The sequence below is a fragment of the Micromonospora sp. DT228 genome (assembly GCF_049841595.1).
GTDB lineage: Bacteria > Actinomycetota > Actinomycetes > Mycobacteriales > Micromonosporaceae > Micromonospora.
This window is the reverse complement of record NZ_JBNCKO010000005.1, coordinates 88,189-114,853: the sequence shown is the minus strand read 5'-3', so window position 1 is coordinate 114,853 and position 26,665 is coordinate 88,189. Positions and strand designations below refer to the sequence as shown.

The 26,665-nt window shown below is 72.0% G+C and carries 24 protein-coding genes; 11 read left to right on the top strand and 13 right to left on the bottom strand.

Going from position 1 to position 26,665, the window contains the following annotated elements; translation table 11 throughout:
* The 6 genes from ACLQ29_RS12315 to ACLQ29_RS12290 all read right to left on the bottom strand — a co-directional run bounded on the left by ACLQ29_RS12315 (window position 1) and on the right by ACLQ29_RS12290 (window position 5,369).
* Window positions 1–1,179 carry a MarP family serine protease gene (locus tag ACLQ29_RS12315; protein WP_425771742.1) on the bottom strand — a complete coding sequence of 393 codons (1,179 nt, stop codon included), beginning with the start codon at window positions 1,177–1,179 and terminating at the stop codon, window positions 1–3.
* A 63-nt stretch (window positions 1,180–1,242) separates the two neighbouring features.
* Window positions 1,243–1,935, bottom strand: a complete 693-nt coding sequence (locus ACLQ29_RS12310; protein ID WP_393369376.1) for an NUDIX hydrolase — start codon at window positions 1,933–1,935, stop codon at window positions 1,243–1,245.
* Complete coding sequence (locus tag ACLQ29_RS12305) at window positions 1,932–2,645, bottom strand: TlpA family protein disulfide reductase (protein WP_425771741.1); 714 nt, start codon at window positions 2,643–2,645, stop codon at window positions 1,932–1,934. Before ACLQ29_RS12305 ends, ACLQ29_RS12310 begins: the two co-directional genes overlap by 4 nt.
* Window positions 2,642–3,430: an endonuclease III gene (gene nth, locus ACLQ29_RS12300; protein WP_425771740.1), complete on the bottom strand. Its 789-nt coding sequence runs from the start codon at window positions 3,428–3,430 to the stop codon at window positions 2,642–2,644. Before nth ends, ACLQ29_RS12305 begins: the two co-directional genes overlap by 4 nt.
* Before the next feature lie 41 nt (window positions 3,431–3,471).
* On the bottom strand, window positions 3,472–4,650 hold the full coding sequence (locus ACLQ29_RS12295) for a CapA family protein (RefSeq protein WP_425771739.1): 1,179 nt from the start codon (window positions 4,648–4,650) through the stop codon (window positions 3,472–3,474).
* 56 nt (window positions 4,651–4,706) lie between these two features.
* Window positions 4,707–5,369 (bottom strand): adenosylcobinamide amidohydrolase, encoded by a 663-nt coding sequence (locus ACLQ29_RS12290; protein ID WP_425771738.1) that lies wholly within the window; start codon window positions 5,367–5,369, stop codon window positions 4,707–4,709.
* Window positions 5,370–5,512: 143 nt separating this feature from the next.
* Between ACLQ29_RS12290 and ACLQ29_RS12285 the strand changes: the two genes are divergently transcribed.
* From ACLQ29_RS12285 to ACLQ29_RS12275, 3 genes are all read left to right on the top strand, one after another.
* On the top strand, window positions 5,513–6,190 hold the full coding sequence (locus ACLQ29_RS12285; protein WP_110563686.1) for a Crp/Fnr family transcriptional regulator: 678 nt from the start codon (window positions 5,513–5,515) through the stop codon (window positions 6,188–6,190).
* 112 nt (window positions 6,191–6,302) lie between these two features.
* Window positions 6,303–7,046, top strand: a complete 744-nt coding sequence (locus tag ACLQ29_RS12280) for a metallophosphoesterase family protein (RefSeq protein WP_425771737.1) — start codon at window positions 6,303–6,305, stop codon at window positions 7,044–7,046.
* Between the two features lie 231 nt (window positions 7,047–7,277).
* A complete protein-coding gene (locus ACLQ29_RS12275; RefSeq protein ID WP_425771736.1) occupies window positions 7,278–9,329 on the top strand; it encodes a hypothetical protein in 2,052 nt (683 codons plus the stop codon).
* A 107-nt stretch (window positions 9,330–9,436) separates the two neighbouring features.
* Here the strand turns inward: ACLQ29_RS12275 and ACLQ29_RS12270 are convergent, their stop codons facing one another.
* Window positions 9,437–11,149: a helix-turn-helix domain-containing protein gene (locus ACLQ29_RS12270; RefSeq protein ID WP_425771735.1), complete on the bottom strand. Its 1,713-nt coding sequence runs from the start codon at window positions 11,147–11,149 to the stop codon at window positions 9,437–9,439.
* A gap of 202 nt (window positions 11,150–11,351) precedes the next feature.
* Here ACLQ29_RS12270 and ACLQ29_RS12265 point away from each other — a divergent pair, with 202 nt between their 5' ends.
* Genes ACLQ29_RS12265 through ACLQ29_RS12235 form a run of 7 tightly spaced genes read left to right on the top strand, consistent with a single transcriptional unit; the run spans window position 11,352 to window position 20,441 of the window.
* Window positions 11,352–11,957: a TetR/AcrR family transcriptional regulator gene (locus tag ACLQ29_RS12265; protein ID WP_393369356.1), complete on the top strand. Its 606-nt coding sequence runs from the start codon at window positions 11,352–11,354 to the stop codon at window positions 11,955–11,957.
* 39 nt (window positions 11,958–11,996) lie between these two features.
* The gene (locus ACLQ29_RS12260; RefSeq protein WP_425771734.1) at window positions 11,997–12,794 is read left to right on the top strand and encodes a TIGR03084 family metal-binding protein; all 798 of its coding nucleotides are present in this window, start codon (window positions 11,997–11,999) and stop codon (window positions 12,792–12,794) included.
* The gene (locus tag ACLQ29_RS12255) at window positions 12,791–14,455 is read left to right on the top strand and encodes an acyclic terpene utilization AtuA family protein (RefSeq protein WP_425771733.1); all 1,665 of its coding nucleotides are present in this window, start codon (window positions 12,791–12,793) and stop codon (window positions 14,453–14,455) included. The genes ACLQ29_RS12260 and ACLQ29_RS12255 overlap by 4 nt, the downstream gene beginning before the upstream one ends.
* A gap of 37 nt (window positions 14,456–14,492) precedes the next feature.
* Window positions 14,493–15,689, top strand: coding sequence for an acyl-CoA dehydrogenase family protein (locus ACLQ29_RS12250; RefSeq protein WP_425771732.1), 1,197 nt, complete (start codon window positions 14,493–14,495; stop codon window positions 15,687–15,689).
* Complete coding sequence (locus ACLQ29_RS12245) at window positions 15,686–17,287, top strand: acyl-CoA carboxylase subunit beta (RefSeq protein WP_425771731.1); 1,602 nt, start codon at window positions 15,686–15,688, stop codon at window positions 17,285–17,287. Before ACLQ29_RS12250 ends, ACLQ29_RS12245 begins: the two co-directional genes overlap by 4 nt.
* A 13-nt stretch (window positions 17,288–17,300) precedes the next feature.
* Window positions 17,301–19,262, top strand: coding sequence for a biotin carboxylase N-terminal domain-containing protein (locus tag ACLQ29_RS12240; RefSeq protein WP_425771730.1), 1,962 nt, complete (start codon window positions 17,301–17,303; stop codon window positions 19,260–19,262).
* A 15-nt stretch (window positions 19,263–19,277) separates the two neighbouring features.
* Window positions 19,278–20,441: an acyl-CoA dehydrogenase family protein gene (locus ACLQ29_RS12235; RefSeq protein ID WP_425771729.1), complete on the top strand. Its 1,164-nt coding sequence runs from the start codon at window positions 19,278–19,280 to the stop codon at window positions 20,439–20,441.
* 118 nt (window positions 20,442–20,559) lie between these two features.
* Here ACLQ29_RS12235 and ACLQ29_RS12230 read toward each other — a convergent pair whose 3' ends face one another.
* Genes ACLQ29_RS12230 through ACLQ29_RS12215 form a run of 4 tightly spaced genes read right to left on the bottom strand, consistent with a single transcriptional unit; the run spans window position 20,560 to window position 24,098 of the window.
* Window positions 20,560–21,573 (bottom strand): hypothetical protein, encoded by a 1,014-nt coding sequence (locus ACLQ29_RS12230; RefSeq protein WP_425771728.1) that lies wholly within the window; start codon window positions 21,571–21,573, stop codon window positions 20,560–20,562.
* Window positions 21,570–21,917, bottom strand: a complete 348-nt coding sequence (locus ACLQ29_RS12225; protein ID WP_425771727.1) for a PadR family transcriptional regulator — start codon at window positions 21,915–21,917, stop codon at window positions 21,570–21,572. The genes ACLQ29_RS12230 and ACLQ29_RS12225 overlap by 4 nt, the downstream gene beginning before the upstream one ends.
* 49 nt (window positions 21,918–21,966) lie before the next feature.
* The gene (locus tag ACLQ29_RS12220; RefSeq protein WP_425771726.1) at window positions 21,967–23,160 is read right to left on the bottom strand and encodes a hypothetical protein; all 1,194 of its coding nucleotides are present in this window, start codon (window positions 23,158–23,160) and stop codon (window positions 21,967–21,969) included.
* Entirely contained in the window at window positions 23,157–24,098 is a 942-nt protein-coding gene (locus tag ACLQ29_RS12215) for a transporter substrate-binding domain-containing protein (protein WP_425771725.1), read from the bottom strand. Before ACLQ29_RS12215 ends, ACLQ29_RS12220 begins: the two co-directional genes overlap by 4 nt.
* A 168-nt stretch (window positions 24,099–24,266) precedes the next feature.
* Here ACLQ29_RS12215 and ACLQ29_RS12210 point away from each other — a divergent pair, with 168 nt between their 5' ends.
* Window positions 24,267–24,608 carry a hypothetical protein gene (locus ACLQ29_RS12210; protein ID WP_425771724.1) on the top strand — a complete coding sequence of 114 codons (342 nt, stop codon included), beginning with the start codon at window positions 24,267–24,269 and terminating at the stop codon, window positions 24,606–24,608.
* Here the strand turns inward: ACLQ29_RS12210 and ACLQ29_RS12205 are convergent.
* Both ACLQ29_RS12205 and ACLQ29_RS12200 read right to left on the bottom strand, forming a co-directional pair.
* Window positions 24,595–26,091 (bottom strand): serine/threonine-protein kinase, encoded by a 1,497-nt coding sequence (locus ACLQ29_RS12205; RefSeq protein ID WP_425771723.1) that lies wholly within the window; start codon window positions 26,089–26,091, stop codon window positions 24,595–24,597. The genes ACLQ29_RS12210 and ACLQ29_RS12205 overlap by 14 nt on opposite strands.
* A gap of 30 nt (window positions 26,092–26,121) precedes the next feature.
* Window positions 26,122–26,625, bottom strand: coding sequence for a hypothetical protein (locus tag ACLQ29_RS12200; protein WP_425771722.1), 504 nt, complete (start codon window positions 26,623–26,625; stop codon window positions 26,122–26,124).
* Window positions 26,626–26,665: the final 40 nt, after the last annotated feature.

The window sequence follows — 26,665 nt, the reverse complement described above, 5'->3', positions numbered from 1 at the left end:
TCAGGTGCACTCGCCGGTGCCGACCTGCCGGTTGCGTTCGGCGCCGGCCAACGCCACCGGGCGGGCCTCGGCCGCGGTCACCGCGAAGCCGATGTTCGGGTTGTCGGACGCCGCCGCGAAGATCACCCCGAGCACCAGGCCGTTGGCGGAGAGCAACGGACCGCCGGAGTTGCCGCTGCGCACCAGCGCCCGGATCGTGTAGACCTCCCGGTTCACCTTCTTGGCGGAGTAGATGTCCGGCCCGTTGATCCGATCGACGTCGCGGACCCGCGCCGACTGCGCGTTGTAGGGGCCGTCGAGGGGGAACCCGAGCACGATGGCGTCCGAGCCGCTGCCCGCGTTGCCGGCGGCAAACCGCAGGGACGGACCGGGCAACCCCGGCACGAGCAGCACGGCCAGGTCCCGGTCCGGGTCGTAGACGACCACCTTGCCGTCGTACCGCTCGCCGCCCAACTCCACCGCGACCGACCGGGTCCCGGCGACGACGTGCGCGTTCGTCATCACCCGATCGTCGGCGTACACGAAGCCGGACCCCTCGATGCGGCGTGAGCAGCTGGGCGCGGAGCCGAGCACCTTGACGACCGACCGCTGACCGTTGACCACCACCTGCGAGCCGGCCAGCGCCGGATCGGGCGGCTCGACCTGCCGGGCCCGCGTGGGCGCGAGGTCACCGAAGACGTCCGGAAACCCGTCGGTGTCGAGCGTGTCCTGCAACGCCGTGGTGAGTTCGTGGGCCTGGTTCGGCAGGGCCCGGTTCACCACCGTGATCAGCGCGCTGTTGCGTACCGCGGCGGCGATCCAGGGCACCGCGGACGAACCGAACGGCACGGCGATCAACCAGGCGAACAGGAGCACCGCGAGCAGTGAGACGACGGCCCCACCGATGTCGTCGGCCCGCTTACCCACCTCACTGGTGATCGTCTTGCGCAGCCGGGAACCGAGCCAGCCGGCGAGCGCCTGCCCGACCACGGCCAGCCCGAAGATCGCCACCAGCGAGATCAGCACCCGGGCGATGGGATCCACGAACTGCCGGGCGAGCAGCGGCCCGAGCTGAAGGCCGAGCAGGAGGCCCAGGAAGAAGCCGGCGAGCGACAGGATGCCGATGGCGAAGCCCTGGCGGTATCCGCTGATCGCGAACAGGAGCATGAGCAGCAGCAGCAGCAGATCCACGACGGACACGGGTCAAGCGTACGGGCAGTGCGCCCACCAGATGACCATCGCCTGCGGAAAGTGAGGGTGCGGTCAGCGCAGGGCTGTCTCGTCGGCTTCGTCGGTGCCCGCCGACGGCGCTGGGGTCGCTCCGCTCGGCGGAAGCTCCACCACCCGACCACGTGGCCAGGGACGGGCCCAGCCGCCCATCTCCAACAGGGTGGCCAGCACCCCGGCGGTGAAGCCCCAGACGAGCATCCCGCGTGCCGAGAACGCCGGACCGATCCAACCACTCGGGTGACGGACCCGCAGGCGATTGGCGGGGTCGACCAGCTCGCTCACCGGCAGGCGGGCCACGTGCGCCACCTCGGCCGGCTCCCGGGGGTGCACCGGGTGCGGGTCGTGCCACCAGGCCAGCACCGGCGTGACCACGAAGTCGCTGACCGGGATCCACAGTTTCGGCAGCTCGGCCAGCACTGTCACGCTGCTCGGGTCGAGGCCGACCTCCTCGTTCGCCTCGCGCAGGGCGGTGGCCCGGACGTCGGCGTCCTCCGGGTCGGCCGCACCCCCGGGAAAGGCCGGCTGGCCGGCGTGGGTACGCAGGGTGGCGGCGCGTTGCAGGACCAGCACGTCGGGGCCGACGCCGGGCTGTTCGCCGAGCAGCACCAGCACGGCGCTCTCTCGACCGCCCTCCGCCGGGGTGGTCAGCCGGGTGAAGTCCTCGGCGCGGGCGGTGCCGAGCCGGGTCAGCAACGGCTCGATCCATTCGGGCGGTCGACGGGTCACGCCGGCACCGTCAGGCCGAGGTGCTGGCGGACCAGCGTGGCGAGCTGGGCGTCGTCGAGCGCACCGCTGGCGTCGATGTGCCGGATCCGACCGTCGGCGCCGACGAAGATGGTCATGGGGAAGAAATTGCGCTTCAGCTCGCGTTGCAGCGCCTCACCCTGGTCGACCAGGATCGGGAACCGGATGCCGATGTCCTCACCGGTGGACTGGGCGGCGCTGCGGGTGTCCCGGCTGTTGACGCCGAGCACCTGGAGCTGACCGGCGGCCCGCTCGCTGAGGCGTTGGAAGGCGGGCAGCTCCTTCTGGCACGGCGGGCACCAGGAGGCCCACACGTTGATCACCACCGGCCCGGCCACGTCCCGCAGGGCGACGGGCGCGCCGCCGGTGAAGCAGGCAAGCGTCAGCTCCGGCAGCGCCTTACCGTCGGCGGCGGGGGCCGTCGTGCCGGCGGGAGCCGTCGCGCCGGGTGTGGCGGGAGCCGTGGCGCGCGGCGACCCGGTGGTAGTCGTGGCGGAGCCGGGCGACGCAGCCGCGGCCGGGGTGCTCAGGGTGGAGCAGTCCCGGAACGGCGATGGGCGCTCAGCCCCGGCCCGGCGGGGGGCCGGATCGTCGGCCGCGCCGCTTGTGCACCCGGTGACGGTCAGCAGCAGCGGCAGGATGACCAGCGCGAGGCGCCGACTCGTCGCACCCGCAGCGTGACCGCGGTTCACGGCACCTCCGCGGCGACCGCCTGGGCGGGCACCAGCTCCGGGTCGACCCCGGCGGCCACCGCGAGATCGCGCGCCCGAGGGCCCTTGAGCAGCTTCGCGGCGGCGGCTGGCTCGGTCGGGCCGGTGCCGTACGAGGGGCAGAGCTTCGCGAGCGTGCACGCGCCACAGGCCGGTTTGCGGGCGTGGCAGACCCGCCGCCCGTGGAAGATGATCCGGTGCGACAGCATGGTCCAGTCGCGCTTCGGGTACAACGCGCCGACGGCATGCTCGATCTTGACCGGGTCGGTCTCGCCGGTCAGCCCCCACCGATGGACCAGCCGCTGGAAGTGCGTGTCGACGGTGATGCCGGGGACGTCGAAGGCGTTGCCGAGGATCACGTTGGCGGTCTTGCGGCCGATCCCGGGCAGCGTCACCAGGTCGGCGAGCCGGCCGGGGACGGTGCCGTCGTACCGGTCGAGGAGAGCCTGGCCGAGCTTGATCAGCGAGTCGGTCTTGTTCCGGTAGAAGCCGGTGGGCCGGATCAGCTCCTCCATCTCGCCACGGTCGGCCCCTGCGTACGCGGCGGCACTCGGGTAGCGGGCGAAGAGCTTCGGGGTGACCTCGTTGACCTTCTTGTCCGTGCACTGCGCGGAGAGGATCGTGGCGACGGACAACTCCAGGGCGCTGGAGTGGTCCAGTTCGCAGTGCGCGTCGGGATGCGTCTCGGCCAGCACCCGGCCGATCTTGCGGGCACGGCGTGTGCGCCCGAGGTCGGTCTCGGCGGCGCTGGGGGGACTACTTGTCACGACGGTCAGCCTACGTCGCGCCCCGGACGTTCCTCCTCGGGTCAGCCGCCCGTCGGCGGGGAGATCGTGCCCTGCCCGTCGAACCGGGCGCCGCTCTTCGGGAAGTCGCTGCGGCTCAGGTCACCGATCAGGCCCAGGCCCCGGCCGTTCGGGTCCATCGTCGGCTTACCGGCGTCGTTCATGTACGTCGAGGTGAACGAGCCACCGGCCCAAGTGCCGTCCGGCTTCAGCGACACCTTCAGCACCCCGCCCCAGCCGAGGCGGCCGTCGTTGCTCAGCGAGTTGCCACCGCCGGCGAAGTTGCCGAGGCTGTACGCGATCAGCCGGCCCTGGTAGAACTCCATGCCGCGCAGCACGTGCGGCCCGTGCCCGACGATCAGGTCGGCGCCCGCGTCGATCATGGCGTGCGAGAACTTGACCGGGTCGCCCCGGTTTTCGCCCAGGAACATCTCGGTGCCCGGCTTGACCCGCGTCTTTTCCGCCCCCTCGCCGCCCATGTGCACCTGCACCACGACCAGGTCGGCCATGGTGGCGGCCTTGGCGACCACGGTCTTCGCCCTGGCGATGTCGACAAGGCTGTTGGACCAGACGTACGACGAGAAGCCGGCCACCGCGACCTTGACGCCCTTGACGTCGACAACGGTGATCTGGTCCGGCGCGCCGGTGTGCTCCAGGTCGTACTTCTCCAGCGCCCGCTGGGTGTTCTCGTAGCCCTTCGGCCCGTAGTCGTAGCCGTGGTTGTTGGCCTGGTTGAGCACGTCGAAGCCGGCGTCGCGCAGGTGTGCCGCGTACTCCGGTGGGGCCCGGAACTGGAAACAGCGGGTGGAGTTGGCACCGCACTTGCCGGTGCCGGTGTCCACCGTCAGCGGCTCTTCCAGGTTGCCCATCACCAGGTCGGCCTTGAGCGCCTCGGTGACCGAGGTGAAGAAGCCCTTGCCGCCAGCGGCGGGCAGCCGGCTCGGCGCGTTGCCCATGATGATGTCGCCGGTGGCGGAGAGCGAGATCGCGCCGCCCTCGGCGGAGGCCGCCGACCCGGTGGCCTCCGGTCCGGCAGTGGTCACCGGTGCGCCGGTGCCACCGCCGCCGGCGCCGGGCTGCCACACGGGGGCCTCGCCGCCGGGGTCGCCGCAGCCCGCGACGAGCAGGGCGGCAAGCAGCGCGGCGAGGCCGAGGACGACGCGGCGGCGCGGGCGGGACGCGAGAGGGGCGGGAGCATACATCGCTGGCGACCCTACCGGGCCGTCAACGCGCCGACGACAGCCGATCGGTCGGAAGTTCAGTCGGGAAGCTGCTCTGACCAGGGCACGACGGCCCGCGCGCCCCCGCTGAGCACCGCGGCGTGCACCGCTCGGGCGAGCGGCGCGCCCCAGGTGGAGCGGGGCCCGCCGTAGGCGGCCTCCGGCCCGTCGACCGGGCAGAGCACGGTGACCGCGTCGGTCGGGGTGCCGGTGCCGGGCAGTCCGAGTTCGGTGATCGCCTGGGTCTTCGCCTCGGTAGCCGTGGCCACCGCGTTGACCAGCGCCGAGTCGGCGAGTCGGGCCGGCACGTACACCACGATGTTGACGGTGCCGACCCGCTGGACGAGCCCGGCCGGCGCCGGCGCGGCCGCGAGCACGGGCGTGCCGAGCCCGACCGTCGCCCAGGCCCGCACCCCGGTGTCGGTCCGCGCGACCACCTCGGCCACGTCGACGCCGGTCAGCAGACCAACGCCGGGTCCGTCGAGAGCGAGGTCCGCGGCGAGCGCGGCCAGGTGGGCGGCCGGGTCGTCCCGGTCGTACGACATCGGTACGGTCGCGTTCAACACCCAGTGCCGGACGCCGATTCCGCCCCCCAGTGGGCCGCTGCTGACCGCTCGCAGGGGTCCGTCGGCGTGCCAGACGAGCAGCGGAATATCCCACCCACCCTCGGGGCGACTGGTCAGAGTTGGCTCGCTTAGCACGTCGGGCAGGTTACGCCCAACGATCAAGATTCCAGGGCCGACCTCTGATTCAAGCTCACGTGCGCCTAGACTTGGCGGCGCGCGAGGGGATCAGCGGACGGCGGCCCCGGCCGACGGACGGCACGCGCAACCGGAGGTGCGCGATGGACGAGGTACTGGCCCGCAGCGGGATCTTCCAGGGTGTCGACCCGGAAGCTGCCGAGGCGCTTGCCAAGGAGATGGAGACGATCGAGGTCCGCAAGGGCGAGATCGTTTTCAATGAGGGCGAGCCCGGTGACAGCCTCTATATCCTGCTGTCCGGGAAGATCAAGGTTGGTCGCCGCGCAGCGGACGGCCGACAGAACCTGATCGCGGTGATGGGGCCGTCGGACATGGTCGGTGAGCTGTCGCTCTTCGACCCGGGTCCGCGTACGGCGACCGCCACCGCGGTAACGGACACCCGGCTCGTACGACTGCGCAAGCAGGCGCTGCGGCCGTGGCTGGCCAACCGCCCGGAGATCGCCGAGCAACTGCTTCGGGTGCTCGCCCGACGGCTGCGACGGACGAACGACTCGCTCGCCGACCTGATCTTCACGGACGTGCCGGGTCGGGTCGCGAAGAACCTGCTCCAGATGGCTGGTCGGTTCGGCACCCGCGACGGTGGCGTCCTGCGGGTGACGCACGACCTCACCCAGGAGGAGATCGCGCAGCTCGTCGGCGCCTCCCGGGAGACGGTCAACAAGGCGCTGGCTGACTTCGCCTCGCGTGGCTGGCTGCGACTGGACGGCAAGAGCATCATCATCCTGGACCCGGAGCGCCTGGCTCGTCGCGCCCGCGTCTGACCGCACAGCACTCCGTCCCCGCCTTCCGTCACCGACGGTAGGCGGGGACGTTCTTGTCTGCCGAGGGCGGATTTCCTGGACCCGGCGCAACGCCAGCGGTGAGGGTGGGGCCATGGCGAACCGCGTTGCTGTGCTGTCTGACATCCATGGCGTACTGCCCGCGCTGGAGGCGGTGCTGGCCGAGCCGGACGTCGCCACCGCCGATCTGATCGTGCTCACCGGGGACATCGCGGCCGGCCCACAACCGGTCGAGGTGCTGGACCTGCTCGCCGATCTCGGCGACCGGGTCTGCTGGGTCGGCGGCAACTGCGACCGCGAGATGGTCGAGGCGCGGGCCGGAAAGCCCGCCTCGATCGAGGTGTCGAACTGGGCCGCCGGGCAGCTCCGCGACGACCAGGTGGCCCGTCTGGCGGCGCTGCCGGCGGCGGCGACGTTCGAGATCGACGGCCTCGGGCCGACGCTGTTCTGTCACGCCACTCCGCGCGACGACGAGGAGGTCGTTCTCGTCGACTCCCGGATGGAGCGCTGGGCGGAGGTGTTCGCCGAGGTGCCGGCCGAGGTGACGACAGTGGTCTGCGGCCACACCCACATGCCCTTCACCCGGCTCGTCGATCGACGTCTGGTGGTCAACCCGGGCAGCATCGGCATGCCGTACGGCGGCGCGGGGGCGTACTGGGCTCTGCTCGGTCCCGGCGTGCAGCTTCGTCGTACCCGCTTCGATGTCGACGCCGCGTGCGCCCGGGTGGCCGCCGGATCGACCTTCCCGGCCGCCGCCGAGTGGGCCGAGGAGTACGTGCGGTCCCAGCACAGCGACGCCGAGGCGCTCGCCGCCTTCGCCCCTCGCGACGGTCGCTGACGCCGGGTCTGACCCGGTCACGTCGTTACCTGTCCCCCGCTTGCCGCGTACCCGGTCCAGGGCTGTCCGGGACTGTCCCGACCCGCGGCTGCCCTTCTCGGACGAGGTGGGGACGGCTGTCATGGAACGGGTGAGCGTCGGCCGCGATGTCGACGCCCACCGGCCCGGTGATCCGGGCCGGCCGCCACTGGGCGGCGGGTGACCGTGGCAGGCGAAAGGTGGAGGACAGTGATGGGTACCAGGCGTGCGGAAAGCCGTTCCACGCGGACCGGATGGCTGTTGGCGCGGTGGGCGGTGGTGGTGCGCGGGTGGCTGGTGCCACTTGTCGCGGTGGTGGCCGTCGCGGCGAGCCTCATGCTCGTCGCCCCGGCCTCGGCAGCGTCGGCCGCCCCCGGAGACCCGGACGAGCGCCCGGCGGCGGCCAGCCCGACGCCGGACCCGGCCGACTCCCGGGACCCGATGTCGCGCGCTCGGCGGATGCTCGCGCAACTCGGTTACGACGTCTCGACCCTGGGCTCGCCGGCTCCGGACGACCCGAACTACACGAAGAAGATCATCGCGAACCAGGCCATCAAGAGGATCCAGGGATGGGTGGCGGAGGGCAAGACCAGCTTCAGTTGGAAGGACGTCTACCCCCTGGTCCAGGACCTCGAAGAGGTTCACCGTAAGTCGCAGAAGAGCCTCAAGGGCTTGAAGAAGACGTTCACACAGGCCGAACGTGCGCTACAGAAGGCGACGAAGATCGCCAACGACAAGACCCGCTCGGCGAAGGAGCGGGCCAGGGCCGCGGCCGAGCTGCCGCAGAAGCGGAAGAACTTCGAGGAGGCTCGCCGGAACTACCTCAAGGCGAAGCCCGGCGAGCCCAACCACGACGCCGAGATCAAGCGGCTGCGGAACACGGTCAAGGCTCTGGACCGTGACCTGGCCAAGGCCGAGCGGAGGGGTGCGCTGCCGGGCGCGAAGAAGGAGCTGGCGAAGAAGCGCGACGCCGCCCAGGCGGAACTGGACGAGGCCGAGGCGGACAAGGCCGACCGGGACCGCCGCAGGGGCGACGACGGCGACACCTCCGGCACCACCGCCCGTGGCCCCAAGGAACCGAAGGGGCCGAAGAAGCCACCGACCGGCGCGACCAGGACCGAGCCGAAGCGTTCGGGGTCCGTCGGCCCGAAGATCACGCGTCGCCTGCCCTCGGTGTTCCGGGCGCGCGGCCCGCGGGTCGACAGCGGGGCCAGCGAGCTGATCGGCCAGGGCATCGCCGAGGAGATCCGCGAGCACGGCCGGGTGAACGACGAGAAGCTGCTGCACCGTGCGATGGAGGATCCGGCGCTGCGCCGGCTCATCATCGACGACTACAAGGAGTACGCCGAGCGCAGCCCGTGGGAGAAGACGCTGCGAGACTTCGACACGTCGAAGGGCTTCCGGCAGACCGAGGCCCTGCGGATCGGTCTGCCGCTGATCAAGTACCAGGAGGCCGAGACCATCGCGGAGCGGTCCAGGAACGACCGCAACTACCTCCAGGCGCACCGGGACTGCGGCGGCTACGACACCTGCGTCACGGATCGCACCCGCAAGCTTCGTGAACTCGACACCAAGCTCAAGAGGCAGGCCGACCGCTCCAACAACGACGCCGCGTACCGACAGGCCCGCGTCGAGTGCGGCGGCTACGACACCTGCGTCACCGAACGCACCCGCAAGCTCCGCGAACTGAACACCAGGGTGAAGAAGCAGGCCGACCGGTCCAACAACGATCCCAACTACCAGCGAGCCCGCCAGGACTGCGGGGGGTATGACACCTGCGTCACCGAGCGCACCCGCAAGCTCCGCGAACTCGACACCAAGCTCAAGAAGCAGGCCGACCGCTCCAACAACGACGCCGCTTACCGACAGGCCCGCAAGGAATGCGGCGGCTACGACACCTGCGTCACCGAACGCACCCGCAAACTGCGCCAACAGAACGCCCGCAACACCACGACCCAACCCACCACCAAGAAGACCACGACCAGCACCAGGACCACGCCCAAGAAGACCACCACCACCACGAAAACCGACACCAAGAAGACCACCACCAAACGCGCCAACCAGTCCAACAACGACCCCGCCTACCTCCAGGCCCGCAAGGAGTGCGGCGGCTACGACACCTGCGTCACCGAACGCACCCGCAAGCTCCGCGAACAGAACGCCCGCGACGCCAAGACCACGACCACCACCAAGAAGAACGCGGACACCGACAAGGGCGCCAAGAAGACGGGTGGCAAGGGCGGGAAGAAGAGCGGCGGCAAGTAGGGACGGGAACAGGCGGTCAGGAGCAGCCCATGGTCATACTCGGCGAGGCAGCACCTCGACCGGTCACGATCACCACCCAGGACGTCCGAGTGGCTGGCCGGCGAGCATCACCGCTGGAAGAGGAACACCTGCACGTTGTCGTTGACGCACGACACCTGGGCGATCGCCGTACCCACGGTCCGGCTACCGCCGATCGTGCCGATGCACCTGTTCGGTGCGGTCGTGGCGTGCAGCCGGTAACCCTGACCCGCGCTGCTCTGCACCGGTTCGAGGACGAATCGTTGATCCGGGCGGTTGCAGTAGTAGCGTGGGGCCACCAGTTGCCCGTCAACCGTCGACGGTTCGCCGTTCGGGTCGGGGTCGACCTGCAGGCAACCACCGTCCCCGGACGGGTCCGCCCAGTAGATCTGGTACGTGTTCGAGCCGACCTTCCGCAGCTCGCTGGTGGCCGGCTCGGCCTGGGCGCAGGGAACGAGCGTCGCCACCTCCGGGCGGGCGTTTCCCGGCTCCGGGCCCACGCCCACGCAGTACGACTGCCCGACGGTGGCTGCCGGCATCATGCGGTACTGCCCTGCGGCGGGCAGGGTGGTGGCCGCCTTCGTCGGCGCCACCTGGGGTGCACTCGACCTGGACGCACTCGCCTTGGGCGCACTCTGCGCGGGGCTCGGGACCGCCGGTGCGGCGCTGGCCGGTGCCAGGCTGGGGCTCGGGTCGGAGGTCCGCGCCCCGCCGGCCGCCGGTGGCAGGGGCACGTCGACGTCGACGCTGGCCGTCGGCTCGGCGAGCACCGGCGGGGCTTCGTCCTTAGCGTCGGGATCGCGGAGGGTCCGGACGACCAGGCCACCGGCCACCACGATCAGCAACAGCACCAGCGCACCGAGGAGTACGCGTGTCGGCCGGCCGAACCGGAAGGCCAGCGGCGGTACGAAGTCCCGCGGTCGAAGTGGCGCGGCGGGAGCATCCGCACCCGGGGCCCGTTTGCGGTGCAGCCCCGCCCAGGCACTGCCGCGCCGGTCCTTCACGGCCGTGGCCAGCGGCCCGTCGGCGTAGAGAAGGGGACGAGCCGGCAGGTCCACCGTCGACTCGCCGGCCTCCGGCCGCGCACCCTCCGGGTCGGGCCGCGCACCCTCCGGGTCGGGCCGCACGCCCTCGGGGCCGGGTTCGCGGCTGAGGCCGGACTCGTCACCCGGCTCGCGGGTGCCCTCGACGACCGGACTCGGCCCGGTCGCAACCGACGTGTGCGGCCCACCGCTGCCCGCCGTGCCGAGGGCGGGCTGGTCGCCACCGGCCACCGAGTCGCCGGTGGGATCAGGATCGTCGTCGGTCTCGGCCGCCAGCGGCGTCGGGCCGTCGAGCCCCCAGCCGGGTTCCGATGCCAGCTCGGCCGGCAGGGGTGGTGCCGCGTCGAGCAGCCCCCACGGCGGGCGGACCCTCGGTTCGTCGACGAACGAGTCGGCTGCGACCATGCCCGGGTCGGCGGCGACGGCGACGGCGACGGCGACCGGCTCGGGCTGACCGGCGGTGGCCGCGGCCAGCGCCCTGCGCGCGGCGAGCCAGCGGTCCACCGTGTCCGGATCGCCCCCGCAGGCGCGGACGAACGCCGCGACAAGCGTCTCCCTCGGCAGGTTGGCCCGGCCCAGGGCGGTGTTCAGGGTGCTGTGTGGGAGCACGTCACCGGCATCCCGCGCCCTCTTCGACACCTGCCGAATGGTCAGCCCGGACCACTGCCGTAACGCGCGCATCTGGGCCACGAACTCGGCAGCCGAACCGGCGGTCGCCGGGTCAGGTGCTGAGCCGTCGTTGTACTGCTCGTTCGCCATCGACCGTTCGTCCCCCGCGTCTCAGCCAGCGCGCTCACAGCCATGCGGGACCGATTCAAGCCGATCGTTCGGCGTGACGCCACCTCGTGCGGAGCAAACCCGAACAACTCCCACAACCAGGGCGACGCCCCGACACCGGGCGGAACGACGAGCAGAAAAAGTCAGTCTTGACTGTTTGTTTTCCAGGCCGCAGGCTGTACCGGTGTCCACCGCATCGACGCGCGTCCCTCAACAGGAGCGCAGCCGCGCCACCCAGGCCCGCCTGCTGGAGGCGACCGTCGACTGCCTGATCGAGCACGGCTGGTCCGGCACCACGACCACAGTCGTCGCCGCGCGGGCCGGTGTCTCGCGCGGCGCCCAACTGCACCACTACCCGACGAAGGCGGCGCTGGTGACGGCTGCCGTGGCCCATCTCGCCGAGCGACGGGCCGTCGAGTTGCGCACCGAGGCCGAGGCGTTGCCGGCCGGCCCGCAGCGGCTGGACCGGGTGATCGACCTGCTCGGCGTGGCGTTCACCGGGCCGCTGTTCGTGGCCGCTCTCGAACTCTGGGTCGCCGCCCGCACCGACCAGGAACTCCGCGACGCCCTGGTGCCGCTGGAAGCGACTGTCGGCCGGGAGATGCACCGCCTCACCGTGGCACTCCTCGGTGTCGACGAGCGCCGACCCGGCGTCCGCGAGGCGGTCCAGGCCACTCTCGACCTGCTCCGCGGGCTCGGGGTGGCAAACCTGCTCAGCGACGACTCGGCCCGCCGCGCTGCCCTGCTGAGCACCTGGAAGCGCCAACTCGCCACCCTGCTCACACCCTGACCACTGGCCGCGCCGGCCACGACCGACCGGAGGCACCCCATGGTCGACCACGCCGACCTGCTCGCGGACCTGGCCGCCGAGTCCGCCCACCTGGACAGCCTGGTGGCACCCCTACCGGCGGCCGGCTGGGCCCGACCGACCCCCGCGCCGGGTTGGAGCATCGGGCACCAGATCGCCCACCTCGCCTGGACCGACCACGTGTCGTTGCTGGCGGCCACCGATGCCGAGGCGTTCTTCGCGGCGGTGACCGCCGCGCCGGACCCGACCCGGATGGTCGACGACGGCGCGGAGGAGTTCCTCGCCCCGCCGGCGGAGCTGCTCGCCCGCTGGCGGGCCGGTCGGGCGGCGCTCGCCGACGCGTTGGCCGCCGTCCCGGCCGGCGAGAAACTGGAGTGGTTCGGCACCCGGATGTCGGCCACCTCGATGGCGACCGCCCGGATCATGGAGACCTGGGCGCACGGCGAGGACGTGGCCGACACGCTCGGCGTCGTCCGACCCGCCAGCGACCGGCTCCGGCACGTCGCGCACCTCGGTGTGCGTACCCTCGGGCACGGGTTCGCGGCCCACGGCCGGGACATCCCGACGACGCCGGTCCGGGTCGAGCTGGTCGGGCCCGGCGGCGACACCTGGGCCTGGGGTCCGGCGGACGCCGCCGACCGGCTGAGTGGGCCCGCCCTGGACTTCTGCCTGCTCGTCACCCAGCGCCGACACCGCGCGGACCTCGCCCTTGTCGCCACCGGGCCGGTGGCCGACGAGTGGCTCGACGTGGCGCAGGCGTTTGCTGGGCCGCCGGGCGACGGCCGGAAGCCGGCCAGCGGGATCGGAACGCCGGCATGATCCGGATCGGCAACGCCTCCGGCTTCTACGGTGACCGGTTCAGCGCCTGGCAGGAGATGCTCGACGGGGGCGAGCTGGACGTGCTGACCGGTGACTACCTGGCCGAGCTGACCATGCTGATCCTCGCCCGGGATCGGCTGCGCGACCCCGACCTGGGCTACGCGAAGACGTTCCTGCGTCAACTCGAGACGTGCCTCGGCACCGCCCTGGAACGGGGGGTGCGGATCGTGACAAACGCCGGCGGGTTGAACCCGGCCGGCCTGGCCGCCGCCATCACCGCACTCGCCGCCCGGCTGGGCCTGCCGGCCCGGGTCGGGTACGTCGAGGGCGACGCCGTCCAGCGGCCGGACGCGTTGAGCGCGAACGCCTACCTCGGCGCGTTCGGCATCGCGGCCTGCCTCGACGGCGGTGCGGACGTGGTGGTCACCGGCCGGGTCACCGACGCGTCGCTTGTCGTCGGCCCGGCCATCGCGCGGTACGGCTGGGGTCACGACGACCTCGACGAGCTGGCCGGGGCGACGGTCGCGGGGCACCTCGTCGAGTGCGGCGCGCAGGTCACCGGCGGCAACTTCAGCTTCTTCACCGAACTGCCCGACGGCGGACACCGGCCCGGGTTTCCGATCGCCGAGGTGCACGCCGACGGCTCGACGGTGCTCACCAAACACGCGGGCACCGGTGGCGCGGTCACCGTGGAGACGGTCACCGCCCAGCTGCTCTACGAGATCGGTGGGCCGGCGTACCTGGGGCCGGACGTGGTGACCCGACTGGACACGGTGCGGGTGCACCAGGACGGGCCGGATCGGGTCCGGGTCTCCGGTGTACGGGGTACGCCGCCGCCGAGAACGCTCAAGGTGGGCGTCAACAACCTCGGCGGTTTCCGCAACTCGATGACGTTCGTTCTCTGCGGGCTCGACATCGAGGCGAAGGCAGCGCTGGTCCGGGGGCAGGTCGAGGAGGCGGTGGGAAAGGACGGGCTGGAGTTCACGCTGGCTCGTACCGACCACGCGGACGCCGCCGACACCGAGACCTCGAGCGCCCTGCTGCACGTACACCTGCGGGACGGGGACCGGGCGCGGGCCGGGCGGGCCTTCTCGGCCGCCGCGGTGGAGCTGGCGCTGGCCTCGTACCCGGGCTGCACACTGACCACCCTGCCGGGTGACGCGACACCGTACGGCGTCTTCACCGCCGACGCGGTGCCGCAGGACGCGGTGGCGCACGTCGCGGTGCTGCCCGGTGGTGAGCGGGTGCCGATCGCCCCGCCGATCCGCACCGCCCCGCTCCCCGCCGACGAGACGGCCCCCGGCGGCGGCGCGGCCGTGGGCGGCCCGACGCGGCGCGGGGCGCTCGGCGAGCTGGTCGGCGCACGCTCCGGGGACAAGGGTGGGGATGCCAACCTCGGCGTCTGGGCACGGACCGAGACCGGGTACGCGTGGCTGCGCGCCTGGCTGACAGTCGAGCGGCTGGCCGAGCTGTTGCCGGAGACCGCGCCGCTGTCGGTCCGGCGTTACGAGCTGCCCAACCTGCGTGCGGTCAACTTCGTGATCGAGGGCCTGCTCGGGGCCGGGGTGGCCGCGTCCACCCGGTTCGACCCGCAGGCCAAGGCGCTCGGTGAGCTGCTGCGCGCCCGGATCGTCGACCTGCCGGCCGAGGTGACGCCGTGAGCGCGAGGAGCGCGCGGTCGGCACCGGAGGCGCTCGCGTGAGCATCGTGGACACCCCGGAGCGGCGGCAACTGCGCGAGCTGACCCGGGCCTTCGTGACCCGGGAGGTGCTGCCGCACCTGGACGACTGGGAGCGGGCCGGCGAGGTGCCCCGGGCGCTGCACGCGAGCGCCGCGAAGCTCGGCCTGCTCGGCATCGGCTTCCCGGAGTCGGTAGGTGGCAGCGGCGGCGACCTGCTCGACTCGATCATCGTGACCGAGGAGCTGATCCGCTCCGGCGGCTCGTCCGGCCTGGTGGCGGCCCTGTTCACGCACGGCATCGCGTTGCCGCACATGGTGGCGGCGGCCGGAGCGCACTCCGGTGGCTCGCTGGGCGGCCGGCTCGGTGGGACCGCGTCCCCGGGCGACGACAGCCTGGTCGAGCGCTACATCCGGCCCACCCTGGCCGGCACGATGATCGGCGCGTTGGCCATCACCGAGCCGGACAGTGGTTCGGACGTGGCGGGCATCCGCACGACCGCCCGCCGGGACGGCGACCACTACGTGGTGAACGGGTCGAAGACGTACATCACGAGCGGGCACCGGGCGGACTTCGTCACCACGGCGGTGTGTACCGACCTTTCCGGCAGCGGCGAACTCACCCTGCTGGTCATCGACAAGGGGTTGCCCGGCTTCACCGTGGGACGCCGGCTGGAGAAGTTGGGCTGGCACTGCTCGGACACCGCCGAGCTGTCGTTCGTCGACGTGCGGGTGCCGGTCGCCAACCGGATCGGCGCCGAGAACACCGGCTTCCTGGCGATCATGCAGCACTTCGCCACCGAGCGGCTCTCGTTGGCGACCCAGGCGTACGCGACCGCGCAGCGCTGCGTCGAGCTGGCGACGCGCTGGTGCCGGGACCGGGAGACCTTCGGGCGTCCGCTGGCCAGCCGGCAGGTGATCCGGCACCGGTTGGCCGAGATGCACACCCGGGCCGAGGCGGCCCGGTCGTACGTGCACGAGGTGGCCGCCCGGGTGGCCGCGGGCGAGCCGGTGGTGACCGAGGTGGCGATGGCGAAGAACGTGGCGGTGGCCGCCTGCGACCAGGTCGTCGACCAGGCGTTACAGCTGCACGGCGGCTTCGGTTACCTGCGCGACGCCGAGGTGGAGCGGCACTACCGCGACGCCCGGATCCTCGGCATCGGCGGCGGCACCACCGAGATCATGAACGAGATCATCGCGAAGGGCATGGGCCTATGAGCATCCTGGACAGCGCGGTCGACCCGGCCGCGCCCGGGTACGCGGCGAACCGGTCCGCACTGTTGGAGCGGCTGGCCGAGCTGGACGCCGCGCTGGACCAGGCACGGGCGGGCGGCGGCGAGAAGTACGTGTCCCGGCACCACGGGCGCGGCAAGCTGCTCCCCCGGGAGCGGATCGAGCTGCTGGTGGACGCGGACAGCCCGTTCCTGGAGCTGTCGCCTGTCGCCGCGTACGGCACGGACTTCCCGGTCGGGGCCAGCGTGGTCACCGGCATCGGGGTGGTCGAGGGTGTGGAGTGCCTGATCGTCGCCAACGACCCGACGGTACGCGGTGGCGCGGTCAACCCGTGGTCCCTCGCCAAGACCCGGCGGGCCGGTGAGATCGCCCTGGCCAACCGGCTGCCGATGATCAATCTGGTCGAGTCGGCCGGGGCGGACCTGCCCACCCAGGCGGAGATCTTCATCCCGGGCGGTCGGGTGTTCCGGGACCTGACCCGACTCTCGGCGGCGGGCATCCCCACGGTGAGCGTGGTCTTCGGCAACGCCACGGCCGGTGGCGCGTACGTGCCGGGGATGTCCGACCACGTGATCATGATCCGGGACCGGTCGCAGGTCTACCTGGCCGGGCCACCGCTGGTGAAGATGGCGACCGGCGAGGTGACCGACGACGAGTCGCTGGGCGGGGCGGCGATGCACGCCGCCACGTCCGGGCTCGCCGACTACCTGGCCGCCGACGAGTCCGACGGCATCCGGCTGGCCCGGCAGTGCGTACGCCGGCTGAACTGGCGCAAGCACGGCCCGTCGCCGCGTACGGCGACGCCGCAGCCGCCGAAGTACGACCCGGAGGAGCTGCTCGGCATCACGAGCGCCGACCTGAAGGTGCCGTTCGATCCCCGTGAGGTGTTGGCGCGGATCCTGGACGGCAGCGACTTCGACGAGTTCAAGCCGGCGTACGGGGACGCGCTTGTCACCGGCTGGGGCGAACTGCACGGATATCCGGTGGGCGTGCTGGCCAACGCCCGGGGCGTGCTGTTCAGCGCGGAGGCGCAGAAGGCCGCCCAGTTCATCCAGCTCGCGAACGCGTCCGACACACCGTTGATCTTCCTGCAGAACACCACCGGTTACATGGTCGGCACCGAGTACGAGCAGCGCGGCATCATCAAGCACGGCGCCCTGATGATCAACGCCGTGTCGAACTCGACGGTGCCGCACCTGACGGTGAACCTGGGCGCCTCGTACGGGGCCGGCAACTACGGGATGTGCGGTCGGGCGTACGAGCCGAGGTTCCTGTTCACCTGGCCGAACGCGAAGTCGGCGGTGATGGGCCCGGCACAGCTCGCCGGGGTGCTGTCCATCGTGGCCCGGCAGGCCGCCGCCGCCCGGGGACGCTCCTTCGACGAGGAGTCCGACACCGCGATGCGGATGATGGTCGAGCAACAGATCGAGTCGCAGTCCGGCGCGCTGTTCCTCTCCGGCCGGCTCTACGACGACGGGGTGATCGACCCTCGGGACACGCGTACCGTTCTCGGGCTCTGCCTCTCGGCGATCCACAGCGGACCGGTGGAGGGCGCCGACGGTTTCGGCGTCTTCCGGATGTGAGGGGTTGAAAACCGTGATCACTCGACTGCTGGTCGCCAACCGGGGCGAGATCGCCCGCCGGATCTTCGCCACCTGTCGCAAGCTCGGCATCACCACCATCGCGGTGTACTCCGACGCGGACGCCGACGCGCCGTTCGTCGCCGAGGCCGACCTGGCCGTACGCCTGCCCGGGCACACGGCCGCCGAGACGTACCTGGACATGGTGCAGATCCTGCGGGCGGCCCGGCGGTCCGGCGCGGACGCCGTGCACCCCGGCTACGGCTTCCTCGCCGAGAACGCCGAGTTCGCGACGCGGGTCGCCGACCACGCCGGGCTGACCTGGGTCGGCCCGCCGGCCAAGGTGATCGCCGCGATGGGCGACAAGCTGGCCGCGAAGGCGCTGCTCTCCGACGCGGGCGTGCCGATGCTGCCCACCTGGACCGACGCCGAGCAGGTTACCGACTACCCCGTGCTGGTCAAGGCCGCCGCGGGGGGCGGCGGCCGGGGGATGCGCGTGGTCCGTGACCCGGACGGGCTCGCCGAGGCCATCGCCTCCGCGCGCCGCGAGGCGGCCGCGGCGTTCGGCGACGGCACGGTCTTCGTCGAGCGGTACGTCGAGCGCGGCCGGCACGTCGAAGTGCAGATCTTCGGCGACACCCACGGGACGATTGTGGCGCTCGGCGAGCGGGACTGCTCGATCCAGCGACGGCACCAGAAGATCATCGAGGAGGCCCCGGCGGTCGTCGATCCGGGGTTACGGGCCCGGCTGCACGAGGCGGCGGTGGTGGCCGGCCGCGCCGTCGACTACGTCGGCGCGGGCACCGTGGAGTTCCTGCTCGCACCGAGCGGGGAGTTCTTCTTCCTGGAGATGAACACCCGCCTCCAGGTCGAGCACCCGGTCACCGAGGCGGTCACCGGTTTGGACCTGGTCCGGCTGCAACTGCTGGTCGCCGAGGGCGAGCCGCTGCCATTCGCGGTGGCCCCGCCGACCGACGGCCACGCGATCGAGGTGCGCCTGTGCGCCGAGGACCCGGTCTTGAACTTCCGTCCTGCTACCGGGACGCTGCACCGGTTCGCGATTCCCGGGGTGGTCGCCGAGTTCGCTCCGACGCGCGGGCTGCGCCTGGATTCCGGGGTCGTGGACGGCTCGACCGTGAGCGTGCACTACGACTCGATGGTGGCGAAGGTGGTCGCGTGGGCGCCGACCCGCGCCGAGGCGGCCCGGGCGTTGGCCGGCGCGCTCGCGCGGGCCGAACTGCACGGCGTGGCCACCAACCGGGACCTGCTGGTGCGGGTGCTGCGCAGCCCGGAGTTCGGCGCGATGGCGGTCGACACCGGCTTCCTCGACCGGCACGCGGAGGTGATCGCCCCGCTGCTGTCCGCGGATCTGTTGCCGGTGATGGCGCTGGCCGCCGCGCTGGCCTCGGCCGCCACACGTCGGGCGACCGCCCCGGTGCTCGCCGGGCTCCCCTCGGGTTGGCGCAACGTGCCGGCGTTCCCGCAGGTGTCTCGGTACGCCGATCGGGCCGGGCAGGAGATCGAGGTCCGCTACCGGCTGGGCCGGGACGGCCGCCTCGCCGAGTGGTCGACGGATCCGGCCGGCGAGATCCCGGCCCGGCTGGAGGAGGCCACCCCGGACCGGGTGGTGCTCACCGTGTTGGAGAGCCGCTGGCAGTTGCGCGTACACCGGGTGGGGTCGGCGGTCTTCGTGGACGGCCCGGCGGGGGCGGCGAGCCTGACCGAGCTGCCGCGTCTCCCGCTTCCCACGGCGCAGGTGGCCGCCGGGTCGTTGCTCGCGCCGCTGCCCGGTGCGGTGACCCGGGTGCACGTCGACGTCGGCCAGCGGGTCGTCGCCGGCGATCCGCTGCTCACGCTGGAAGCGATGAAGCTGGAACATCAGGTGCTCGCCCCGAGCGACGGCGTGGTCACCGAGTTGCCGGTGCCGGTCGGCGGTCAGGTGCGCACCGGCGCGGTGCTGGCCGTCATCGAAAACTGACGAGGAGGACCCCTGATGACCTTCGACCTCACCCCTGAGCAGGACCAGCTTCGCGACGCCGTCCGGGCGTTGGGTCGCCGCTACGGCCACGGCTACTTCGTCGAGAAGGCGAAGGCCGGCGAACACACCACCGAGCTGTGGGCGGAGGCGGGACGGCTCGGTTACCTGGGGGTCAACATCCCCACCGAGTACGGCGGCGGTGGCGGCGGCATCACCGAGCTGGCCATCGTCTGCGAGGAGTTGGCCGCCGCCGGCTGCCCGCTGCTGCTGTTGGTGGTCTCCCCCGCGATCGCCGCCACCGTGCTCAGCCGGCACGGCACCGAGGAGCAGCGCAAGCGGCACCTGCCCGGCCTCGCCGACGGCTCCCAGAAAATCGTCTTCGCGATCACCGAGCCGGAGGCCGGTTCGAACTTCCACCGGCTCGGCACGGTGGCTCGCCGGGACGGCGACGGGTGGCTGCTCAACGGCCGCAAGTGCTACATCTCCGGTGTCGACGAAGCCGGTCACGTGCTGGTGGTGGCGCGTACCGAGGATTCATCCACCGGCAAGCTGAAGCCGGCGCTGTTCCTCGTGCCGACCGACGCCGCCGGCCTGACCCGCTCCAAACTGGACATGGAGATCGTGTCCCCGGAGAACCAGTTCCTGCTCTACCTGGACGACGTCCGGCTCCCCGCCGACGCGCTGCTCGGCGAGTCGCTGGACGCCGGGCTACCGGCGCTCTTCGCCGGGCTCAACCCGGAGCGGATCACGGTGGCCGCGATGGGTGCCGGCACCGGCCGGTACGCCATCGAGCGGGCCAGCGAGTACACCGCCACCCGCAAGGTCTGGGGTGGCCGGAGCATCGGCTCGCACCAGGGCGTGTCCCATCCGCTGGCGCACGCGGCCGTGCAGGTGGAGCTGGCCCGCCTCATGATCCAGAAGGCCGCCACCCGGTACGACGCCGGCCGCGACCTGGAGGCCGGGGTGGCCGGCAACATGGCCAAGTACGCGGCCGGGGAGGCAGCCGCGCTCGCCGTCGACACCGCCGTGCAGGTGCTCGGCGGGGCCGGCATGACCACCGAGTACGGGGTGGCGACCCTGCTCGGCGCGGTGCGGGCCGGCCGGATCGCCCCGGTCAGTCGGGAGATGATCCTCAACTTCGTGGCCCAGCACGTCCTCGGCCAGGACAAGTCCTACTGAGCCGGCCTGTTCCGGACGGGTGATCGACTCGGCTTCTTTGATCCCGGGGTGTCTGAGGCCCATCGATGCCCCGATATCAAAAAGACCGAGTCGATCACCCAGGCGGACCGTTCCCTGCCTACGCCTGTTGCGGACCCGAACGCTCGCGGCGGTGCAGGATCGCCACGGCCACCGCGAAGAGCAACACGGGTGCCAGCACCAACGTCGACCACTGCGCCCAGGTGAGCGCCTCGGGCACACCGTCGTGGCTGGACCGTTCCAGGTACGTCCCCGTGGTCCCGAGCCCCACCCGGGTGAGCAGCAGCGTGACACCCACCGGGACGACGAGCGCGAGCAGGCGCAGTCGGAGCGCCGTCGGCGTCGACAGGACGGCAAGGGCGAAGAGCAGGTATCCCGCGATCAACAGGATCGCCTCGACCCGACCGACACCAGAAGTGAATATCCACGTGCCGTAGATGGGCCACGTCGAGACGTCAGCGCCGGTCACCAGGGCGACGCTCGGAGCACCGACGCTGACAAGCGTCGCCGCCGCCAGTGTGCCGAGCCGCCAACGCCCGAGGACAGCCGCGCCGGACCGGGGAGCGCGGAGGGCGAGTGCCAACGGGACCATCGCGGCGAGTACGACGGGCCAGATGTCGAAGACCGTCGTACTCCATCCGTAGGCCTCGGCGACCCGAACCACCTCGAACGCCACGCCGCCGACGGCGACAGCCGCCCCCGCCCGCCCCCACCCGAGTGCGGCGAACACCGCCACGACGAGCCAGAGCGCCGCCATGGGACCATGCGGCCAGAGGACGAACGGTTCGCCGATCCCCTCGGGATAGCTCTGCGCGTACATGCTGAGGTGCAGCACCGGCACGCGCGCGGAGCGCACGGACAGCAGCAGCGCGGCGACCAGGCCCAGCACCTGCGCCGCGTCCCGCCACCTATCGACCGAGAACCGGGTGCCGACCTGCCGGACGTGCGCCCGAACCGCTCCACCGAGCAGGGCGGACACGTCTCGTGCCAGGGGCTTGCGCTGGCCCGGCGCGGCGTCGTCAAGCAACACCCCGATCAGCTCGTCCTCGTACTGCCGTCGGTACGCGCGGGGGTAGCAGGCCAGCAGCGACCGGTAGACCTGGTGCAACGTCACGCCGCACCGCCTTCGACCAGGAGGCCGGCACGGCGCAGCCGCACGCTCGCCGCGTCGGCGTTGCTCCGCAGGCGGACCGACTCCTCGGCCAGGCGTTGCACTCCGGCGGCGGTGAGTCGGTAGTAGCGGCGCAACCGGGACTGCACCTGCTCCTCGCGCTCGATGTCGACGAGGCCCTCGGTGCGCAGCCGGTCCAGCGCCGCGTAGAGGGTGCCGGCGCGCAGGTCGACGCGCCCGTCGGAGATCCGGCGGACCTCGTCGAGGACGGCGTATCCGTGCCGTGGGGCCTCGACGAGCGCGGTGAGGATCAGATATGTCGATTCGTGTAGGGAAGCCTTCGCCATTGCCGAAGTATATACAGTCGGAATGTATATGCGGGGACCCTGGACGACATCAGCCGGGAATCCGGCAGGCGGCGTCGATGCGGTGGACCGGGCGAACGCGGCGGCCCATGCCCTCCAGCAGCGAGTCCTCGACGTGGAAGTCGCGGATGCGCAGCTGGTAGCGGGGCAACTCCTCCTCACTCGGGCAGAGGACCTGCGCGCGGACCAGATCAACGGGCACGTACCGCACGCCACCCCGCTCCTGAAGGAGCACCATGTTGACGTCGTCGGTGGTGATCACGTGCCCGCGTACGTCCTCGGTGGGTCCGTTCTCGGCGCCCACAGTCGTGACGGTCAGCGGCAGCACAGGTGTGCTGATCACCGGCACCGCGGCCCAGACCAGCGTGGCGAGCATCGCCACCTCGGTCACCGACGCCAGCGGCCGGATCACCACGCCGGGCAACGGCCCCGCGATGAAGAGAGCCAACAGCGGCGGCACCGCGAGCAGCGCCAACGCCAACAGATCACCCTGCCTCCCGGCGTCGCGCAGGGTGGGCAGCAGCAGCCAGCCGTACCCGGCGAGCAGCGCGGCGATCATGACCAGTCGTGGCACCACCCGTTCGTGCAGCCGCCCGGGGCGAAGCTGGAACGCGGCCGCGAACGCCGGCAGCAGCAGCGGTAGGTAGAGCAGGGGCCAGGTGATCAGAGCGAGCAGGAAAGCGGCAAGCACCACCCAGGCCGGGGTGAGGTCGGCCCAGCGGGCGAAGAGTGGGCGGCGACGGGCGCCCGACGGAAGTCGATCCGCGCTGACGGCCAGCACCGCCCCGAGCGCGAAGACGGCGACCATTCCGGTGGAGAGCAGCCGGGCCGCGGTGGTCAGGAAGCCGGCGAGCAGGTTGACCGGCCCGACGTTCGCCACCAGCAGCAGCGTGGTCTGCAGTTCGCCGCCCGCCTCCACCCCGAGGCGGAGCACCGAGAAGATCGCCGGTACGCCCACAAGCGCCGTCCAGAAGGACTGGCTGGCGCGGGCGCGCCGCTCCGCCGGGTCCCAACGGATCCGCCCGGGATCGGCGTCGGCGACGACCGGGTCGGCCGGCTCGGCGACCGGCACGCCGACCGGCCAGCCAGCGCGGTCCACCACAGCAGACGACGGTACGGCTGCGGCCGTACCGTCGGTGGCCGGCGAGGCGGCGGCACCCGGCACGGACGTACGAGGTGGCGGCACCGGGCCGTCGGCGCCGGTCGCGGTCGGCGCCGTGCTCACGTCGAGGGCGCCTTGTCGTCGAAGTCGACGAGCTTCGGCACCCGCAGCGGCTGGGGCTGGCGCTTCTCGACCTTCAGCCACGGGCCCAGGGTGCGGTTGTAGGCGCTCTGCCAGGGGCTCACCTGCCCGTTGCGGCCCTGCTCGTAGCTCTTCTGCAGGAAGAACGCGACCAGGTCGCGCAGCGCGGGGTCGCCGATCGGCACGCCGATGCCCAGCAGCTCGCTGGTGCCGAAGGGCATGTCCACGACCTCGAACTCCCTGGGGTAGGTGGCCAGGAACCCGGCGAGGATCGTCTCGTCCGAGCTGACCGCGTCGTACCGGCCGCCCCGGATGCCGTCGACGCAGTCCCCGACGTCCTTCACCACGAACGTCCGGACCCCGTGTTTCTCCAGCTCGGCCTCGGTCGTGGACCCGCCGCTGGTGCAGACCTTGTAGGCCGGGTCGCGCAGGTCCTCGATGGTGCGGATCCGGTCCTTGAGGCGGGCCGGCACCAGCACCTCCTGGGTGGTGACGAAGTACGGCCCGGCGAAGCTGACAAGCTTCTCGCGCTCCTCGGTCATCGAGAAACTGGACACCACGAGGTCGACGGTGCCGCCCTGCAACGCCGGGATGCGATTTTCGGTGGCCACCGACACGAACTCCAACCGCTGCTCGCCCTCGTAGCCCAGGGAGGCGGCGATGTACCTGCCGATCTCGACGTCGAAGCCGACGTGCTGGCCGTTGCGCAGGTCGCCCATCAGCGGCTCCTTGGTGGCCACGCCGATGCGTAGCTGTGCCTGCCGGTAGATGTGCGACTCACGGATCTTCTGCTGCACGGACGGCAGCTCCGGCTCCTTCCGGCTGTCGCAGCCGGCGGCGGCGGCCAGGGTGAGGGTGAGGGCGGCCGCAAGTGTCGTCGCGACCGAACGGAGCCGGGACCGGGAACTGCGTACGTTCATTCGGTGACCTCGCTGACGGACCAGCCTGCGGAACACTCAGGGTAGCGACCGTGGGCCCTTCCGTAGCGACACCAACCGGACACGCCCGCCGGCCCGGTCGGCCGTGCCGACCGGCGCGGCGACAGGCTCTCCGGTTGACAGCCGCCAATGTCACGACATGCTGAACGAATGAGTCGATTGTCCCGGCCCGATGCGCGGACGGTGGCGGTGCTCGCGGCACTGGGAGCCCTCGTACCACTGGCACTGCTCGTCCTCTGGCGTCGACAGGACCTTGTCGGCGTGGTTCTCGCCCTGCTCTGCGTCCTGCTGACAATGGTCGCCGGGGTCGCCTTCTCCGCCGCCCGTCAGGCCGACGACCCGGAGCCGGCGGACCGGCCGGCGACCACCGGGCCGCCCGAGCTGATGCCGTACGGGATCGACGCGGACACCCTCGACGCCCTGGACAGTCGGGATGCCCTGCGGGCGGTGCGGGATCGGCGACGCGGGTCGGACGGGATCAGCGGCCGGTGAGGGTGGGGGCGGCGAGCGCGTCCACGCCCCGCCCGGCCAGGCACCGGTAGGTCCGGTCGATGCTGCCATCGACCGGGGGAAGCACCTCGAGGTGCCAGCCGCGCGGCTCGGTGATCCCGGTGGTCAACCGGAACGTCGTGGCGCTGCACACCTGTCGCACCGGCCCGGCGGCGATCACGTCGTCGTAGCCGGCGCCGAGCAGGGACACCGGCAGGATGCCCTCGGCGTACGTCTCCCAGGTGTGCCGACCGGTGCAGGACAGCCGAGCCGCCTCGGCGCGGTCGCCGCGGATCCGCATCGGGCCGAAGCACTCCAGCTCGGGCAGGCACCGGGCACCCTCGGGCAGGACGGTGGGCGTGCCGGTGCCGGTCGTACAGCCGGGCAGCGGCCCGGTCGCCGGCGCGGCGACCTGGGTGACCGTCGGGTTCGGGGTCGGCGGCCCGGCTCGGTCGGCGAACCACGCCCCGGCGGTCGCGGAGCCGGCGAGCGCGAGGACGCCGGCACCGCCGAGGAACCAGCGCCGCCACCGTCGGACGCCGGGGACCACCCGCTGGGTGTCCTCGATGGGCGGCCGGGGCGCCGGTTGGCTGGGCGCGTACGGGCCGGGTCGGGGCGCGCCACCGCTGATCGGGGCGCCGCTGACCGGGGCGGACGGTGGCCCGATCGGCAGGTTGGCGAGCAGATCGTGCAGTTCGAGGGCGGAGGGGCGCTCGGCCGGGTCGTTTGCCATGCCGGCGCGCAGCACGTCGATAAGCTCGTCCGGGACGCCGGGCAGGGCGGGGAGCGGCTGGTTGAACATCTCCAGGACGGTGATCAGGCTGGGGTTGCGCTCGGACTGCCAGCGGGGCGGCCGACCGTGCATCACCGCGTAGAGGGTGGCGCAGAGCGCGTAGACGTCGACGGCCGGCGACGGCGGGCTGTGGCTGAACATCTCCGGCGGCGCGTACGCCGGGGTGAGCACCTCGAGGGTGACCGAGGCGTCCCGGTGCTCGGCGAGCACGGCCAGCCCGAAGTCGGCGAGCACCGCCGAGTTGAAGGCCGAGTGGAGGATGTTCGCCGGTTTCACGTCCCGGTGCAGCACCCCTGCCGCGTGCGAGTGGGCCAGCGCGTCGGCGATCTTGATGCCGAGGTCGCGGGCCTCCACCGGGTCCAGCGGCGAGGTCCGCATCCGCTCGGCGTACGAGCCGTCGCAGAGCTCCATGATCAGGTAGGGGTGCTGGTCGACGGTGACCCCGACGTCGAAGAGGTCCACCACGTGCGGGTGTGAGGACATCCGGCCGGCCGCCCGCGCCTCGCGCAGGAAACGGGCCTGGTCGCGCTCGCTGTCGAGCGTCCGGTTCTCCACCTTGACGGCGACCTCGCGACCCACCGAGATCTGGGTGGCCTGGTAGACGGTCGCGTACCCACCTCGGGCAAAAACCCGCAAATCGGTCAGACCAGGCACGATCGGCACCGGCACGCCGCCGGTCGGGGTGTCGGTCACCGCTCGAAAATACCCAACCCGACCGATGGCTCAGCGCGCCGTGTCCGCCGGAGTCGCACCGGCGGGACCGGTACCCTCCTCGGCGACCGCGGCCGTCCCGACACCCTCGGACGAGGCGACTGCACCGGCCGGGGCGCCCCGGCGGGCATCCAGGCGCAGGCCGATGGCGGTGGCCACGGCCCCCAGACCCTCCCAGGCCGCCACGCCGAAGAACCGGTCCGGAGCGATGTCGGAGAGCACGGCGATGGTGAACACGGTGAACGTGACAAGTCGGAAGACGACAGTGAACCGGTAGAACACCCGCCACTCGGTGATCGTGGCGAGCAGGTAGTAGACGCCCATGTTGAACGCCGCCATCGAGGACGCCAGCAGGAACGTGCCGGTGTGGTCACCGACGGCACGTGTCTGGGGCACCTCGAACCCGAGCAGGCGCAACTGCGCCTCCGGCCAGACCAGCCCGACCGCGCCCATCACCAGCGCCAACACGCCGAAGACCGCGATGGTCCAGCCCGCGATGGAACGCGGCAGCTTCATGAAGGGCCTCCCCAGGCACGGCGACGGTCACCACTGTGGA